Origin of the sequence: Lentzea sp. NPDC003310, from assembly GCF_040610935.1 — a bacterium.
In the GTDB taxonomy this organism is placed as follows: Bacteria; Actinomycetota; Actinomycetes; order Mycobacteriales; family Pseudonocardiaceae; genus Lentzea.
The window spans coordinates 263,272-278,329 of sequence record NZ_JBEXNC010000005.1 but is presented as its reverse complement, the minus strand read 5'-3'; the positions used below and the strand labels follow the sequence as shown (position 1 = coordinate 278,329).

General features: G+C 70.6%; 13 protein-coding genes. 6 read left to right on the top strand and 7 right to left on the bottom strand.

The features are described 5' to 3' along the window. Positions 1-13: 13 nt before the first annotated feature. Positions 14-898 (top strand): exopolyphosphatase, encoded by an 885-nt coding sequence (locus ABZX02_RS11390; RefSeq protein ID WP_355297196.1) that lies wholly within the window; start codon positions 14-16, stop codon positions 896-898. On the opposite strand, the gene ABZX02_RS11385 is transcribed toward ABZX02_RS11390, so the two are convergent. The 3 genes from ABZX02_RS11385 to ABZX02_RS11375 form a co-directional block, all read right to left on the bottom strand. Then, positions 887-1,234 carry an STAS domain-containing protein gene (locus ABZX02_RS11385; RefSeq protein WP_355297194.1) on the bottom strand — a complete coding sequence of 116 codons (348 nt, stop codon included), beginning with the start codon at positions 1,232-1,234 and terminating at the stop codon, positions 887-889. The genes ABZX02_RS11390 and ABZX02_RS11385 overlap by 12 nt on opposite strands. A gap of 72 nt (positions 1,235-1,306) precedes the next feature. Continuing rightward, positions 1,307-1,537, bottom strand: a complete 231-nt coding sequence (locus tag ABZX02_RS11380) for a DUF6480 family protein (protein ID WP_355297192.1) — start codon at positions 1,535-1,537, stop codon at positions 1,307-1,309. A 29-nt stretch (positions 1,538-1,566) separates the two neighbouring features. Then, positions 1,567-1,953 (bottom strand): ATP-binding protein, encoded by a 387-nt coding sequence (locus ABZX02_RS11375; RefSeq protein WP_355297190.1) that lies wholly within the window; start codon positions 1,951-1,953, stop codon positions 1,567-1,569. Positions 1,954-2,079: 126 nt separating this feature from the next. Between ABZX02_RS11375 and ABZX02_RS11370 the strand changes: the two genes are divergently transcribed. Further along, positions 2,080-2,427 carry an STAS domain-containing protein gene (locus ABZX02_RS11370; RefSeq protein ID WP_355297188.1) on the top strand — a complete coding sequence of 116 codons (348 nt, stop codon included), beginning with the start codon at positions 2,080-2,082 and terminating at the stop codon, positions 2,425-2,427. Between the two features lie 520 nt (positions 2,428-2,947). Here ABZX02_RS11370 and ABZX02_RS11365 read toward each other — a convergent pair. Continuing rightward, positions 2,948-7,093 (bottom strand): HAMP domain-containing protein, encoded by a 4,146-nt coding sequence (locus tag ABZX02_RS11365; protein ID WP_355297187.1) that lies wholly within the window; start codon positions 7,091-7,093, stop codon positions 2,948-2,950. Between the two features lie 137 nt (positions 7,094-7,230). Between ABZX02_RS11365 and ABZX02_RS11360 the strand changes: the two genes are divergently transcribed. Further along, positions 7,231-8,616: a PP2C family protein-serine/threonine phosphatase gene (locus ABZX02_RS11360; protein WP_355297185.1), complete on the top strand. Its 1,386-nt coding sequence runs from the start codon at positions 7,231-7,233 to the stop codon at positions 8,614-8,616. 71 nt (positions 8,617-8,687) lie between these two features. Further along, the gene (locus tag ABZX02_RS11355) at positions 8,688-10,313 is read left to right on the top strand and encodes a PHP domain-containing protein (RefSeq protein ID WP_355297183.1); all 1,626 of its coding nucleotides are present in this window, start codon (positions 8,688-8,690) and stop codon (positions 10,311-10,313) included. Here the strand turns inward: ABZX02_RS11355 and ABZX02_RS11350 are convergent. After that, entirely contained in the window at positions 10,280-11,137 is an 858-nt protein-coding gene (locus ABZX02_RS11350) for a helix-turn-helix transcriptional regulator (protein WP_355297181.1), read from the bottom strand. The genes ABZX02_RS11355 and ABZX02_RS11350 overlap by 34 nt on opposite strands. Before the next feature lie 133 nt (positions 11,138-11,270). Here ABZX02_RS11350 and ABZX02_RS11345 point away from each other — a divergent pair, with 133 nt between their 5' ends. After that, complete coding sequence (locus ABZX02_RS11345; protein WP_355297179.1) at positions 11,271-12,215, top strand: SDR family oxidoreductase; 945 nt, start codon at positions 11,271-11,273, stop codon at positions 12,213-12,215. Here ABZX02_RS11345 and ABZX02_RS11340 read toward each other — a convergent pair. Together ABZX02_RS11340 and ABZX02_RS11335 are read right to left on the bottom strand one after the other, a co-directional pair. Continuing rightward, positions 12,181-12,789: an alpha-ketoglutarate-dependent dioxygenase AlkB gene (locus ABZX02_RS11340; protein WP_355297177.1), complete on the bottom strand. Its 609-nt coding sequence runs from the start codon at positions 12,787-12,789 to the stop codon at positions 12,181-12,183. The genes ABZX02_RS11345 and ABZX02_RS11340 overlap by 35 nt on opposite strands. A gap of 37 nt (positions 12,790-12,826) precedes the next feature. After that, positions 12,827-13,366 carry a TetR/AcrR family transcriptional regulator gene (locus ABZX02_RS11335; RefSeq protein ID WP_355297175.1) on the bottom strand — a complete coding sequence of 180 codons (540 nt, stop codon included), beginning with the start codon at positions 13,364-13,366 and terminating at the stop codon, positions 12,827-12,829. Positions 13,367-13,414: 48 nt separating this feature from the next. Here ABZX02_RS11335 and ABZX02_RS11330 point away from each other — a divergent pair, with 48 nt between their 5' ends. Next, complete coding sequence (locus tag ABZX02_RS11330) at positions 13,415-15,013, top strand: long-chain fatty acid--CoA ligase (RefSeq protein ID WP_355297173.1); 1,599 nt, start codon at positions 13,415-13,417, stop codon at positions 15,011-15,013. The last annotated feature ends 45 nt before the right edge of the window (positions 15,014-15,058 follow it).

Below are 15,058 nucleotides of genomic sequence, written 5' to 3'. Positions count from 1 at the left end.
AGGAAGGTGGCGGATGTCGGTCGGTGTTCTGGACGTCGGGTGCTTCAGCGCACACCTGGTGGTCGTGGAACGAGACCTGATGCGTCCGCTGGTGTCCCACAAGGTCCGCCTGCGGCTGGACCGGGAGCTCGACGCGGACGGTGCCATCAGCCGCGCCGGCGTCGAGTCGCTCTGCGCCGCCGTCCTCACCGCCCGCAAGAAGGCGGGCGACGTTCCGTTCCTGCCCTTCGCCACCTCCTCCGTGCGGGACGCGTCGAACGCCGCCGAGGTCATGCGCAAGGTCGCCCGCCGCACCGGCGTCGAGCTGAAGGTGTTGTCCGGCAAGGAGGAGGCCCGCCTCTCCTACGCCGCGGCGCGGCACTGGTTCGGCTGGAGCGCGGGCCCCATGGTCGTGCTGGACGTGGGCGGCGGCACCGTCGAGCTGGCCGCCGGCTCCGGCACCGAACCGGAGCGCGCCGTGTCGTTGCCTTTGGGGGCAAGGACTCTGACGCGCACCGGTCTCACCGTCGCGGACATGCGGGCCGAGGTGGCGCAGCGGCTCGCCACGGCGTTCCCCTGGGATGAGAGCGCTCGCGCGGTGGGGTGCTCGAAGGTGTTCGAACAGCTTGCCCGCCTCGCCGGCTCGCGCAGCGGTACCTATGCGCCGCGCCAGTTGCGGCTCAAGGACCTGGAGAAGTGGATTCCGCGCCTCGCGAAGCTCTCGGTGCGCGAGCGGGCGGCGTTGCCGGGGATCTCGCGCCACCGGGCCCAGCAGTCGCTGGCGGGCGCGGTGGTCGCGGAGGGTCTGATGCGGGTCTCGGGGCACGACGTCGTGGACATCTCCCCGTGGTCCACCAAGGAGGGCCTGCTGCTCTCGCTGGTGGAGCGCTCCCGTGCGCGGAGCTCGTCAGCCGCTTAGGGCGGTGACGGCGTCGTCGACGTCGGCGAACACCAGCAGCAGCTGGTCGACGGCCGTCATCTCCAGTGGGCGCAGGACGATCCTGCTGTCGCTCACGACGCCGAGCTTGATGCCGAGTTCGTCGGCCTGGTGCTGCGCCTCCACGAGCGCGCGGATGCCCTCGGACCCGAAGAAGCGCACCTCGCGCAGGTCGACGACCAGGGCGGGCGGCTTGCGGTCGAGCAGCTCGGCGAGCCTGCTGGTCACCGGTGCCGAAGACATCATGTCGATCTCACCCGTGAGGGCGACGATCGGGATGGACTGGACGTAGGTAGTTCTCTGTCGAAGTTGGTTCATAAGGACTCCCGTCCGCACCGACCGTACGCGCCATCGGCGGACGACCACAACCTGACGGGGCCCGCGGCGCGGCTAGACGAGCAGGAAAGCTCTGGTCAGCAGCATCGCCGCGACGAGCACGGCGAAGAGCACGATGAGCCCGATCACGATGCGCGCGGCGGTCAGCGACGGCGGCTTGGGCTCGTGGTGCGACAGCCCCGAGGTCTGCCCGGAGTCCGGCGGCGTGTCACCCGGCTGCACGCCGCCACCGGGTTCGAGGCCGGGTGTGCGCAGCGGGTCGGGGTCGGGCGGTGTGGCGGTCATACGGGGTGAGGTACCCCGTTCGCCGCTTTCTAACTTTCGAGCTGCGCCCAGACGACCTTGCCGTCCCGCTGCGGCTTCGTGCCCCACCGGACGCTCAACGCCTGCACGAGCTGCATGCCCCGGCCCCGCGCGCTGTTCGGATCCACCGGTCTGAGCTGCGGCGTCCGCGACGACTCGTCGTGGACCTCGACCAGCATGCCGGCCGGCGTCCTGCTCACCGTGAGTGTGATCGGTCCCTCACCGTGGTCGATGCCGTTGGAGACCAGTTCGGTGACCACGAGCTGGGCGTCGTCGGTGAGATCCTCGGACAGCTCCCAGGAGGCCGCGGCCTCGCGCACCACCTGACGTGCACGAGCACACGACCCGCCCTCGGGGGTCAGGGTCACCCGCACCTCTGCCAGTGGGTCGTTCAACACAAGGCGCATCGTCGCACATCCGGCGCGTCGTTCGGATCTTTCAGCCCCCCGGTGGTCGCATGGTCAGACGTCGTGCTGCACGATTTGGGTCGCACGAGTCGGGCGTGGCGGAAGGAAACGGCGACGATGGAGCTCAACGTCGGCAGCGAGGTCCAGCAGGGGTGGCGTGTGCTCGCCGTCGCCGGTGAGCTGGACATCGACACCGTCCCCGTGTTGTCTGCGCGGCTGGACGCGGACGTGACCGGTGCGCATGCCGTGCTGGACCTGGCGGAGTTGGCCTTCATGGATTCGACCGGGCTGGCGTTGGTGCTGGACTGGCACCGGCGGCTGGCGGAGGCTGGGGGGCAGTTGCGGATCGCTGCTGCTCAGGGGCCGGTTCGGCGGTTGTTCGAGTTGGCTGACGTGGCTCAGGTGCTGAGTTTGCACGGGTCTGTGGAGGAAGCCGTGTCCGAGGCGGCCGGGTCTGCTCGGTAGCGTTTGGCGCGGGTCGGCTTGCGTTGTCGCGTTGCGTTCCAGCGGGGTGGGCGAGTGCCTTGCGTCCTGTCACCTTGCGAGGGTGGGCGCCTTGGGCCATATCGAGCCGGGTCGTTTCATCGCCGCTGACGCGTCGATAGCGATTGGGGCTTGACTTCGGGGCCCTTGCGAGACGCTGGTCGGCCTTGAAAAGCCGGGCTGAAAAGAGCCCGGCCGATCCGTGCGAGGGTAGCGTCTCGCACCCAAAGTCAAGCCCCAATCGCCATCGTGCGTGGTTGCGTTGGCGGGGCACGTCACCGTTACCGCTGACTAGGGCCGCAGAGGTAGGTACGCCTCGGCTTCGCCATTGCGTTGGGGCTCGGGGTGGCTCGCCTTCGGCTTTGCCGTTGCGTTGGCTTGGGGGCGCTCGCTCACATGTCGTGCGGCCTGCCTCTGCCCGTTCTGCCCTGCCCCACCCCTTCTGTGGGCGGGTCAGGTTCTGCCGACACCCCAGGTCTGCCCCACCCCCTGCTGTGGCGCGTCAGGCCTCCGCCGACACCCCCAGGTAGTACGCGATCAGCCGGATCAGGTGTTCGGTGTCCACCGGCTTGGTCACGTAGTCGGTCGCGCCCGACGCCAGCGACTTCTCGCGGTCGCCCTTCATCGCCTTCGCCGTCACGGCGATGACCGGGAGGTCGGCGTAGCGTTCCATCGCTCGGATGGCGGAGATCGTCGCGTTGCCGTCCAGCTCCGGCATCATGATGTCCATCAGGACGATCGCCACGTCGTCGTACTGCTCCAGGGCGCGCACGCCCGTGATGCCGTTGTCGGCGTAGATGGCTTCCAGGCCTACCAGTTCGAGGACGCTGGTCAGGGCGAAGACGTTGCGCAGGTCGTCGTCGACGACCAGGACCTTTTCGCCGTGGAAGCGGATCGAGCCCGAGTTCGCCGTGACCGGGGCCGGGGTGACGATCGGGGTCGGTTCGGGGAGGACCACCGCGTCGGAGACGACCTTGCCCAGGGGGAGGCAGAGGGTGAACGTCGAGCCGATGCCCGGTTCGGAGCGGACCCGGAGGGCGCCGTTGAGGAGTTGTGCCAGCTCACGGCTGATGGACAGGCCCAGGCCCGTGCCGCCGTACTTGCGGGAGGTGGTGCCGTCTGCCTGTTGGAACGCCTCGAAGATGACGGCGAGTTTCTCGGCCGGGATGCCGATGCCCGTGTCGTGCACGTCGAACGCGACGGTGGACGGGTCGTCCATGCGGACGTGCAGGCGGATGCCGCCGTCGTGGGTGAACTTGACGGCGTTCGAGAGCAGGTTCCTGAGGATCTGCTGAAGCCTGTGCTCGTCGGTGTGGAGGGTTTCCGGCACGTTCGGGTCGACCCGGACGGAGAACTCCAGGTTCTTCTCGGCTGTCAGGGGGAGGCAGAGGGTCTCGACGTAGCGGACCAGCTCGTCCAGGCGGACCGGGTCCTCGTGCAGCGTCATGTGGCCCGCCTCGACCTTGGTGAGGTCGAGGATGTCGTTGATGAGCTGCAGGAGGTCGGAGCCGGACGAGTGGATCGTGCGGGCGAACTCGACCTGCTTCGCGTTGAGGTTGCCGTCGAGGTTGTCGGCGAGCAGTTTGGCGAGGATCAGCAACGAGTTGAGGGGGGTCCTCAGTTCGTGCGACATGTTCGCCATGAACTCGGACTTGTACTTCGACGCCGTCTGCAGCTGGCGGGCGCGGTCCTCCAGTTCCTCGGAACCGGCCCTCAGCTCCGTCGTGAGGCGCTGGGACTCGACGAGGAGGGCGTCGGTACGGGAGTTGGCCAGGAGCGTGTTGACGTTGACGCCGATGGCCTCCTTCAGCTGGTCCAGGAGGTCGAGGTGGACCTCGGTGAACTCGTTGAGGGAGGCGAGCTCGATCACGCCCAGGGTCTCGCCCTGGAACAGCACCGGGAGGATCACGAGGTTGACCGGGGCCGACTCGCCCAGGGCGGACGACACGGTCAGGTAGGTGCCCGGCACCTCCTTGACCAGGATCGTCTTCTTCTCGAGCGCGGACTGGCCGACCAGCGACTCGCCCATCGCCACGTGCGTGGTGCGGGCGGCGTCCAGGCGGAAGCCGTACGTCGCGGTCAGCTCCAGCGTCTGCTTGGAGTCGTCCTCCTCGATCTGGAAGAACGCGCCGTGGTGGGCGCTGACCAGCGGCGTCAGCTCGCTCATGATCAACGACGCCAGCGCGCGCAGGTCGCGGTGGCCCTGCATCAGGCCGGACAGGCGAGCGAGGTTCGTCTTGAGCCAGTACTGCTCGCGGTTGGCCCTGGTGGTTTCTTTCAAGTTCGCGATCATCTGGTTGACGTTGTCCTTGAGCTCCGCTAGCTCGCCGGACGCGTCGACGGTGATCTGCCTGGTCAGGTCGCCCGCGGTCACGGCGGTGGCGACCGCGGCGATCGCGCGGACCTGGGTCGTGAGGTTCGAGGCGAGCTGGTTCACGTTGTCGGTCAGCTTCGACCACGTGCCGGCCACACCGTCCACTTCGGCCTGACCGCCGAGCTTGCCCTCGGTGCCGACCTCGCGGGCGACGCGGGTGACCTCGTCGGCGAACGAGCTGAGCTGGTCGACCATCGTGTTGATCGTGGTCTTGAGCTCCAGGATCTCGCCGCGCGCCGAGACGTCGATCTTCTTCGTCAGGTCGCCCTGCGCCACGGCGGTGGTGACCTGGGCGATGTTGCGGACCTGGTTCGTCAGGTTGTCCGCCATGAAGTTCACCGAGTCGGTGAGGTCCTTCCACGTGCCGGCCACGCCGGACACGCGCGCCTGACCGCCCAGGATGCCCTCGGTGCCGACCTCGCGGGCGACGCGGGTGACCTCGTCGCCGAACGCGCGCAGCGTGTCGACCATGCCGTTGAGGGTGTCGGCGAGGGTCGCGACCTCGCCCTTCGCGTCGACGGTGATCTTCTTCGAGAGGTCGCCGTTCGCGACGGCGGTGGCGACGGCGGCGATGTTGCGGACCTGGTCGGTCAGGTTGTCCGCCATCAGGTTGACGTTGTCGGTCAGGTCCTTCCACGTGCCGGCGACGCCCTGCACGCGGGCCTGGCCGCCGAGGCGGCCGTCGGTGCCGACCTCGCGGGCGACGCGGGTGACCTCCTCGGCGAACGACGACAGCTGGTCGACCATCGTGTTCAAAGTGGACTTGAGCTCGAGGATCTCGCCGCGCGCGTCGACCGTGATCTTCTGCGACAGGTCGCCGTTCGCGACCGCCGTGGCGACGTGCGCGATGTTGCGGACCTGGTTGGTCAGGTTGTTCGCCATGAAGTTGACGTTGTCGGTGAGGTCGCGCCACGTGCCCGCGACGCCCGGCACCGTCGCCTGACCGCCCAGCCGGCCCTCGGTGCCGACCTCGCGGGCCACGCGCGTGGCCTCGTCGGCGAACGAGCTGAGCTGGTCGACCATCGTGTTGATCGTGGTCTTGAGCTCGAGGATCTCGCCGCGGGCGTCGATGGTGATCTTCTGCGTCAGGTCGCCGCGCGCGATGGCGGTGGTGACCGAGGCGATGTTGCGGACCTGGGTCGTCAGGTTGTTCGCCATGACGTTCACCGACTCGGTGAGGTCGCGCCACGTGCCCGCGACGCCCGGCACCTGCGCCTGACCGCCGAGGCGGCCGTCCGAGCCGACCTCGCGGGCGACGCGGGTGACCTCGTCACCGAACGACGAGAGCTGGTCGACCATCGTGTTGATCGTGGTCTTGAGCTCGAGGATCTCGCCGCGGGCGTCGACGGTGATCTTCTGGGTCAGGTCGCCCTGCGCGACCGCGGTCGTGACCTGGGCGATGTTGCGGACCTGGGTGGTCAGGTTCTCCGCCATGAAGTTCACGTTGTCGGTCAGGTCGCGCCAGGTGCCGGCGACGCCGGGCACCTTCGCCTGACCGCCGAGCTTGCCGTCCGTGCCGACCTCGCGGGCGACGCGGGTGACCTCGTCGGCGAACGAGCTGAGCTGGTCGACCATCGTGTTCAGCGTGTTCTTGAGCTCCAGCATCTCGCCGGAGACGTCGACCGTGATCTTCTGGGTCAGGTCGCCGTTCGCGACGGCGGTGGCGACCGAGGCGATGTTGCGGACCTGGTTGGTCAGGTTGTTCGCCATCGAGTTGACGTTGTCGGTCAGGTCGCGCCAGGTGCCGGCGACGCCGGGCACCTTCGCCTGACCGCCGAGACGGCCCTCCGTGCCGACCTCGCGGGCCACGCGGGTGACCTCGTCGGCGAACGACGACAGCTGGTCCACCAGGCCGTTCACCGTCGAGCCGAGCGTGGCGAACTCGCCGCGCAGGGTCTGGTCGGACATGCGCTTGGTCAGGTCGCCCTCGGCGACGGCGGCGAGCACGCGGCTCAGCTCGGTCGTCGGCCGCATCAGGTCCTCGACCAGCCCGTTCACCGAGTCGGCGATCAGCGACCAGCCGCCGGCGGTGCCCGCGGGCGCCACCCGTTCGGTCAGCCGGCCCTCCTGGCCCACCGCCTGGCGGACCCGGCCCAGCTCACCGGCGAGCCACTGGTTGCGTTCGGCGATCTCGTTGAACACGTCGGCGAGTGCGGAGACGGGCCCGTTCCCCGGCACGACGAGCCTGCGGCGGAAGTTGCCGTCCCGCAGGTCGCGCATGGCGGAGAGAACCCGTTCGAGGGTCGCGTCCGTCTCTTCGTTGGCCGTGGTCACTCCAAGCCTCCGTGCCTCGGTGGTCGCAGCCAAGACTGCCACGTTAGGTTGGGAGCGAGGTAACTTGATGCCGCGATGCACGCAAACGACCCGCAGGAGGCCGTGATGATCCGGCCGAATGCGCAGGACAAGAGCGGATGAGCAGCGTCGTGGGCATCGACCTCGACGGCTGGCAGCGCCTGGTGGACGGGCTGCGCGAAGCCGTCTTCGTCGTGGACCCGGCCGGAGTGGTGCGCGTGCGCAACGCCGCGGCCGCCGCCCGGTTCCCCCGCCTCGGCGTCGGCGGGCAGTTCGACGTGCACGTCGCGGGCCGCCAGCACGACCTCGGCGAGGGCTGGAGCGCCTGGTACTTCACCGATTCCACGCTCGACCACGCACACCTGCGGCTGGCCGGCGGCACGTCGCGCGAACTGACGCTGAAGACGATCGTGCAGCTCGCGGCGGAACTGCTGGGGGAGCACTGCGTCGCCGTGGTGCCCGCCACGCGCGACCGGCTGGAGTGGTGGCGGTGCGGGGGCGGCGAGCCGACGGTCACGCGGACGCCGCGCCGGGCCTCGGCGATCTCCGAGGTGCTGACCGGCACGTCCACGTTCGCCAAGATCACCTCTTTGGGTGAAGGCGCCTGGGACGTGCCCGACGACTTCGGCTGCGCGCTGGCCGTGCCGCTCGGTGTCGGCGGCGCGCTGGTCGTGGTGCGCAAGGGCGACTTCGCGCCGAACGACGTGGAACGCGTGCGGCTGTTCGGCAAGCACGCGGCGGTGGCGCTGGAGTCGTCGTCGAAGCTCACCGAGCAGCAGCGCACGATCGAGGTGCTGCGGTCGGCGCTGCTGCCGTCCCCGCTGCCCGAGGTGCGCGGTGTGACGCTCGCCTCGGTGTTCATCCCCGCGCACCAGCGGGCGCTGGTCGGCGGCGACTTCTACGACGTGCACCCGCGCACCGACGGCTCGGCGACGTTCGCGCTGGGCGACGTCTGCGGCCACGGCCTGGAGGCCGCGGTCCACAGTGGACGGGTCCGGCAGTCGCTGCAGGCCCTGTCGCTCGTCGAGACGAACCCGGTGCGGCTGCTGCACCTGCTGAACACCTCGTTGCGCGCCACCGGGTCGAAGCTCTTCACCACGCTCGTCGTCGGTGAGCTCGTGCCGCTGGCCACCGGGGGAGCGCGGCTGTCGCTCGCGTCCGGCGGCCACCCCGTGCCGCTGGTGCTGCGGGCGGACGGCACCGTGCACGAGGTGAGCACGACCGGTGCGATCGTCGGCATCCTCGCGGACGTCCGGTTCTCCGGCGAGCAGGTCACGCTCGCGCCGGGCGACACGCTGGTGCTCTACAGCGACGGGTTCACCGAGGCCCGCGCGCACACCGACCGCACGGAGCTGTTCGGCGAGCAACGCCTGCGGGCCGTGCTGAAGGAGTGCAAGGGGCTCTCGGCCGAGGAGATCGCGCGGCACTGCGAGCGGGCCGTGCTGAAGTGGCTCGACCGCGACGACCACGACGACCTGGCGCTGCTGGCCGTCCAGGCCGTGTGAACGAATTTCCCGGTACAAGGGTTCACCGGCCGTTCGTTTGCCAGGACAGCTTCACGGGCTGAGATCGGCGCATGTCCCACTCCCACGATCACCCGCACGGTGATCACACGCACCACGAGGTCGAGCCGGTCGAAGGCAGCTGGCTCGACCCCGAGGACGACCGCCCGTCGTCGGTCGAGCGCCGCAGGTTCCTGGCGGGCCTCGGCATCGCGGCCGGAGCCGCGGGCGCCGTCGCCGTCGGCACGGGCCAGGCGCGGGCGCACGTGCCGGTCAACCCCTGGGGCGGCGGCGAGCGCTACTACGCCGGTGACCACCACATCCACACCCAGTACTCCGACGACGGCCAGTACACGATCGCGCAGCAGGTCGCGAAGGCGCACGAGTTCGGCCTCGACTGGGTCGTGATCACCGACCACGGCGGCCCCGCGCACCAGAAGTTCTCGATCGACCAGGTGACGCCCGACATCGAACGCGTCCGCCGCTCCCAGCGCGACGTGCTGGTCTACCAGGGCCTCGAGTGGAACATCCCCGGCGCCGAGCACGCCACCGTGTTCCTGCCGCCCGGCAAGCACACCGTCGACATCCTCAAGGCGTTCGAGCTCGCCTACGACGGCCGCGTCGCGGGCAACGGCGAGCCGCTCGCCCTGGCCGCGCTGCGGTACCTGGAGGCGCAGGTCCTCTCCGGACGGACCGAGATCGCGCTGATGTTCGCGAACCACCCGTCCCGGCGCGGTGTCGACAGCCCCCACGAGATCCGCGGCTGGCGCGACGCGGCCCCCGGCGTCGCGGTCGGCATGGAGGGCGCTCCCGGCCACCAGGCCGCCGGCATCCCGAAGTCCGCGGGCGGTCCCGGCCGGGCGCGCGGCTACTACGACACCGCCGCCCCGCTGCCCGAGTCGTTCCCCGGCTACCCGGCCGAGTCCTACCGCACGCACGGCGGCTTCGACTGGATGACCGCGACGGTCGGCGGCCTGTGGGACTCGCTGCTCGCCGAGGGACGCCCGTGGTGGATCACCGCGAACTCGGACGTGCACCAGGTCTTCCAGGACACTTTCACGCCCGGCAAGCAGGACTACGCCACGACGGGCTCCAAGGGCGCGCCGATCGACTCGGGCGTGCGGCAGACCGGGTACGGCGACTTCTTCCCCGGCCAGTACGGCGCGAACCTCGTCGGCTCCCGGTCGAAGTCCTATGTGGACGTCATGCGCGGCCTGCAGGCGGGCAAGGTGGTGACCGTGCACGGCCGGCTGATCGACGGCCTGGAGGTGCGCGTGCGCTCCCGCGACGACCTGCGCGGCGTGACGCTCGGCGGGCGGACGTTCGTGCGCAGGGGTGGCGACGTCGAGGTCACGATCGAGATCGACCGCACGGACGGCCCGAACTTCTCCGGTGCCGTGCCGGTGCTCGCGAAGGTCGACCTGATCTCCGGGCCGGTGACGGGTCCGTCCGCCGACCGGGACCTGTTCGTGGCGCCCGGGACGGCCGTCGCGAAGACGTTCGAGGTGCCGCGCAAGGGCAAGATCCGGTTCACGCACACGTTCACCAACGTCGAGCGGTCGTTCTACCTGCGGCTGCGGGGCAGCGACGGCAAGCGGCTCACGTCGTCGGGCGACCCGGTGATCGACGAGATCGCGAACTCGGACCCGTGGGGCGACCTCTGGTTCTACGCCAACCCGGTGTTCGTGGACGTGATCTGAGTGCCGACGACGGACAGCAGCCGCAGCTTCTCGTAGCTCTCACTGCCCGGCGTCGCCGTGTAGACGAGCAGGAAGTGGTGCTGGTCGGGGTCGAGCAACGTCTGGCACTGCAGCTCGAGCGCGCCGACGCTCGGGTGGACGTACCGCTTGACCTCGCGCGGGCGCAGGCCGATCTCCTGCCGGGCCCAGACGGTCCGGAACTCCTCGCTGGTCGCCAGCAGGAGGTCGGCGTAGTGCGCGGCCCGCGAGCCCGGTCCGCGCCGGGTCAGGGCCTCGCGCAGGCCCGAGGCGAACATGCGGCCCAGGAACTCGTGGTCTGCGGGCTCGTACAGCGCCCGTGACGAAGGGTCGCTGAACCAGCGGAAGCCGAGGCTGCGTTCCGGACCGGTGTAGGTGGCCGAGTCCCCGGTGAGCGCGACGCCGAGCGGGGTCTGCCGCAGGGTTTCACCCAGTTCGGTGACGACCTCGGCCGGGGTGTCCTGCAACCGGTCGAAGATCCGCGCGAGACCCGGGCTGACGTGGTCGCTGATGCCGCCGCGGCCCGGCGGGGTGTGGCCCGCGAGGCGGAACAGGTGGTCGCGCTCGTCGAGGCTCAGGTGCAGGCCCTGCGCGATCGCCGCGATCATCTGCTCGGACGGGTGCGGGCCGCGTTCCTGTTCCAGGCGTGCGTAGTAGTCGGCGGACATGCTGCACCGGGCGGCGACCTCCTCGCGGCGCAGGCCGCTGGTCCGCCGCCGCTGCCCGCGCGGCAGGCCGATGTCCTCCGGTTGCAGGGCCTCCCTGCGGTGCCGCAGGAACGCGGCCAGCCCGGCTCGGTCGATCACGGTGACTCCTCTCGCCACCCCATTTCTAACGCCCGCGCCCCGCGGTAGCCACGGACTGTCAGGTCCTGGATGTGCGCGCGCCGTCCGTCCACGGTGGAATCGAGAAGGCACGGACGAGCCAGGGGAGTGTGCGATGAGCGGGAAGTACGACGTCGAGGTGCCGGACCTGACCGGGAAGCGGGCGGTCGTCACCGGCGGCAGCGACGGGGTCGGGCTCGGCATCGCCGGGCGGCTCGCGGCGGCGGGGGCCGAGGTCGTCCTGCCCGTCCGCAACCCGCGCAAGGGCGAGGCCGCGATCGCCGCGATCCGGCGGCGGACGCCCGGCGCGGACGTGTCGCTGCGCTCGCTCGACCTGTCCTCGCTGAGCTCGGTCGCCGCGGTGAGCGCCGAGCTGCTGGAGGAGGGCAAGCCCGTGCACATCCTCGTGAACAACGCGGGCGTCATGACCCCGCCCGAACGGCAGACGACCGCCGACGGGTTCGAGCTCCAGTGGGGCACCAACCACCTCGGCCACTTCGCGCTCGTGACGGCGCTGCTGCCGCTGCTGAAGGCCGGCCGTGCCCGCGTCACCTCGCAGGTCAGCATCGCCGCGAACGAGGGCGCCATCAACTGGGACGACCTCAACTGGGAGCGCTCCTACAGCGGGCGCAAGGCGTACAGCCAGTCGAAGATCGCCTTCGGCCTGTTCGGGCTGGAGCTCGCGCGGCGCAGCGAGGCGGGCGGCTGGGGGATCACGAGCAACCTGGCCCACCCCGGCGTGGCGCCGACGAACCTGCTCGCCGCCCGTCCGGAGGTCGGGCGCTCCAGCGACACCCTCGGCGTGCGCCTGATCCGGGTCGCGTCCGCGATCGGCGTCCTCGGCACCGTGGAGTCCGCGCAGCTGCCGGCCCTGCTGGCCGCCACCGCGCCGCACCCCGCGCCGTTCTACGGCCCGAGCCGCTTCCGGCACCTCAGCGGCCCGCCCGCCGAGCAGGCGCTCTACAGCCGCCTGCGGTCCGCCGACGAGGCCCGGCGCGTCTGGGAGGTGTCGGAGGAGATGGTGGCTAGCGGACTCCGTGCGGGCGGAACTGGACGCTGATCCGCGGCCCGACGACCTTCGTGGTCTTCGGCACGGCGTGCTCCCAGGTGCGCTGGCACGAGCCGCCCATCACCAGCAGGTCGCCGTGGCCCAGCGCGTACTTGTGCGTCTCGCCGCCCCCGCGCGGCCGCAGCAGCAGGGCGCGCGGGGTGCCCACGCTCAGGATGGCGACCATCGTGTCCTCGGTCTGGCCGCGGCCGATCGTGTCGCCGTGCCAGGCCACGCTGTCGCGGCCGTCGCGGTAGTAGCAGAGGCCGGCCGTGGTGAACGGCTCGCCCAGCTCGGCCCGGTAGTGGTGGGACAGCGCCTCGCGGGCCGTGGTGAGTACGTCGAACGGCAGGGCGCCGCCGTAGAAGCAGAGCAGGCGCGGCACGTCGACCACCGAGTCGTACATCTGGCGGCGTTCGGCGCGCCACGGCACCTCGGCGACGAGCCGGTCGAACAGCGCGTCGGCGCCCGCGAGCCAGCCCGGCTGGACGTCGATCCACGCACCGTGGTCCAGCTCGGTGCGGCGTGGGGCGAGCGGAGCCAGGTCCGGCTCCGCCGCCAGGTCGAACAGCGATCCCTGGCGCATGGACCGCAGCATAATCGAACACGTGTTCTAGGGCGACCTAAGGCTTGAGCACGGCCCACACGGCGTCGGCGACCAGGTCACGCGCCTGCGTCAGGTCGAACACCCCGAGCAGGAACCGGCGCACCGACTCGTGCGCCGGACCCATCGCGACGGTCTCCAGCGCCCACGGCGGCACCGCGCGCAGTTCGCCCGCCGCCATCCGGTCGAGGAACCAGGCGAGCACGGGCGCGAACTCCGCGGTCTTGACCGCCGGGTCGGCGTGGTCGGGGGCGGCGTAGAGGAAGCGCGCCCGGCTCGGGTTCGCGGCGACCCAGTCGAGGTAGCTCAGCGTCAGGCCGCGCACGCCCTGCTCCGCCGACTCCGCTTGCAGCGCGGGCAGCATCGCGGCGACGCACCGGCCGTAGCTGTCGGCGTAGAGCTGGGCGAACACGCCCGCGCGGCTGCCGAAGTGGTGGTAGATGCTGCCGTTCGACATGCCCGACCGCTCGGTCAGGGCCGCGATCGTCACGGCGTCCAGCCCTCCCTCCTCGACGAGCCGCAGCGCCGCGGAGAGGAGAGACTGTCGTCGGTCGGCCATGCGGGTTAGAGTACCGCTCTGGAGCGACGCTCTAGAGGAGGACGAGCAATGGCGCTGTCGATTCCCGGCCTGCTGCGCGATCGGGTCGCGCGCACCCCCGACGCCGAGGCGATGCGGTACCGCGACGGCGGTGGCTGGGTCTCGCTCACGTGGTCCGAACTGCAGGAACGCGTTGCGGCGGAAGCGTTCGGACTCGCGCGGCTCGGCCTGCGCAAGGGCGACCGCGTGGCGTTGATGGGCCGCACGAGCATCGAGTGGATCGTCACCGACCTCGCCGTGCTCGCCGCCGGTGGCGCCACCACGACGATCTACCCGAACAGCACGCCCGAGGAGGTCGCGCACATCCTGGGCGACTCGGGCAGCCGGCTCGTGGTCGTGGAGACCGACGAGCACGCCGCGATGGTGCCGGACGGCGTCGAGGTGCTGCGGTTCGGCGCGGTGCCCCGCGACTCGGGCGACTACGAGGCGTTGATCGGCGACCTGGCCCCGGACGACCTGGCGACGTTGATCTACACGTCGGGCACGACCGGCACGCCGAAGGGCGTCGAGCTGACCCACGAGAACTGGCTGACGACCGCGGAAGCCATTGCCTCCCTGGGCATCCTGCGACCGAGCGACCTGCACTTCCTGTGGCTGCCGCTGTCCCACGCCTTCGGCAAGGTGCTCACGATGGCGATGATCGCCGCGGGCGTCCCGACCGCCGTCGACGGCAGCGTGGAGCGGATCGTCGACAACCTGGGCGAGCTGCGCCCGTCGATCGTGGCCGCCGCACCGCGCATCTTCGAGAAGATCCACGGCCGCGTCGTCGCGGGCGCCAGGGAGAAGGGCGGCGTCACCGAGAAGATCTTCAGGTGGGCCGACCGCGACCACGGCCCGGCGACGCGCTGGCTGGCGGACCGCCTGGTGTACCGCAAGCTGCGCGACCGAGTAGGCGGCCGCATCCGCTACTTCGTCTCGGGCTCAGCCCCACTGGCCCCGGAGATCGCCGAGTTCTTCGACCGCGCGGGCATCACGATCCTGGAGGGCTACGGCCTCACCGAGTCCTCCGCGGCCACGTTCTTCAACCGCCCGGGCATGATCAGGATCGGCACGGTCGGCCCGCCGATCCCAGGCATGGAGGTCAAGATCGCCGAGGACGGCGAAGTACTCCTGCGCGGCCCCGGCGTCATGCGCGGCTACCACAACCGCCCGGACGCGACCGCCGAGTCGCTGGTCGACGGCTGGCTGCACACCGGCGACATCGGCGAGCTCGACGACGCGGGCCGGTTGATGATCACCGACCGCAAGAAGGAGCTCATCAAGACGTCGGGCGGCAAGTACGTGGCACCGACCAGGATCGAGAGCATGATCAACGCCGCGTCGCCGTACATCAGCAACGTGATCGTGCACGGCGACCGCCGCAAGTACTGCGTGGCCCTCGTGACGCTCGACCCGGACACGGCCTCGGGCCTCGCGGACGCCGAGTCCGAAGTGGACGGCGCGATCAAGGCGGTCAACGCCCAGCTGGCCCGGCACGAGACGATCAAGCGGTTCGCGGTGCTGGAGCACGACTTCAGCGTGGAGGACGGTTTGTTGACCACGTCGCTGAAGCCGCGCCGGCGGGCGATCGAGAAGCGCTACGCGGACGTCCTCGACAGCCTTTACTAGACCGGTCGCACGCAGCCGGACACTCCGCTTCCCACGCGTGCCGAC

Excerpts from the sequence above, each read along its gene's own strand:
- ABZX02_RS11390 (WP_355297196.1), top strand. The coding sequence starts at position 14 with ATGTCGGTCGGTGTTCTGGACGTCGGGTGCTTCAGCGCACACCTGGTG.
- ABZX02_RS11385 (WP_355297194.1), bottom strand. The coding sequence starts at position 1,234 with ATGAACCAACTTCGACAGAGAACTACCTACGTCCAGTCCATCCCGATC.
- ABZX02_RS11380 (WP_355297192.1), bottom strand. The coding sequence starts at position 1,537 with ATGACCGCCACACCGCCCGACCCCGACCCGCTGCGCACACCCGGCCTC.
- ABZX02_RS11370 (WP_355297188.1), top strand. The coding sequence starts at position 2,080 with ATGGAGCTCAACGTCGGCAGCGAGGTCCAGCAGGGGTGGCGTGTGCTC.
- ABZX02_RS11360 (WP_355297185.1), top strand. The coding sequence starts at position 7,231 with ATGAGCAGCGTCGTGGGCATCGACCTCGACGGCTGGCAGCGCCTGGTG.
- ABZX02_RS11355 (WP_355297183.1), top strand. The coding sequence starts at position 8,688 with ATGTCCCACTCCCACGATCACCCGCACGGTGATCACACGCACCACGAG.
- ABZX02_RS11345 (WP_355297179.1), top strand. The coding sequence starts at position 11,271 with ATGAGCGGGAAGTACGACGTCGAGGTGCCGGACCTGACCGGGAAGCGG.
- ABZX02_RS11340 (WP_355297177.1), bottom strand. The coding sequence starts at position 12,789 with ATGCGCCAGGGATCGCTGTTCGACCTGGCGGCGGAGCCGGACCTGGCT.
- ABZX02_RS11335 (WP_355297175.1), bottom strand. The coding sequence starts at position 13,366 with ATGGCCGACCGACGACAGTCTCTCCTCTCCGCGGCGCTGCGGCTCGTC.
- ABZX02_RS11330 (WP_355297173.1), top strand. The coding sequence starts at position 13,415 with ATGGCGCTGTCGATTCCCGGCCTGCTGCGCGATCGGGTCGCGCGCACC.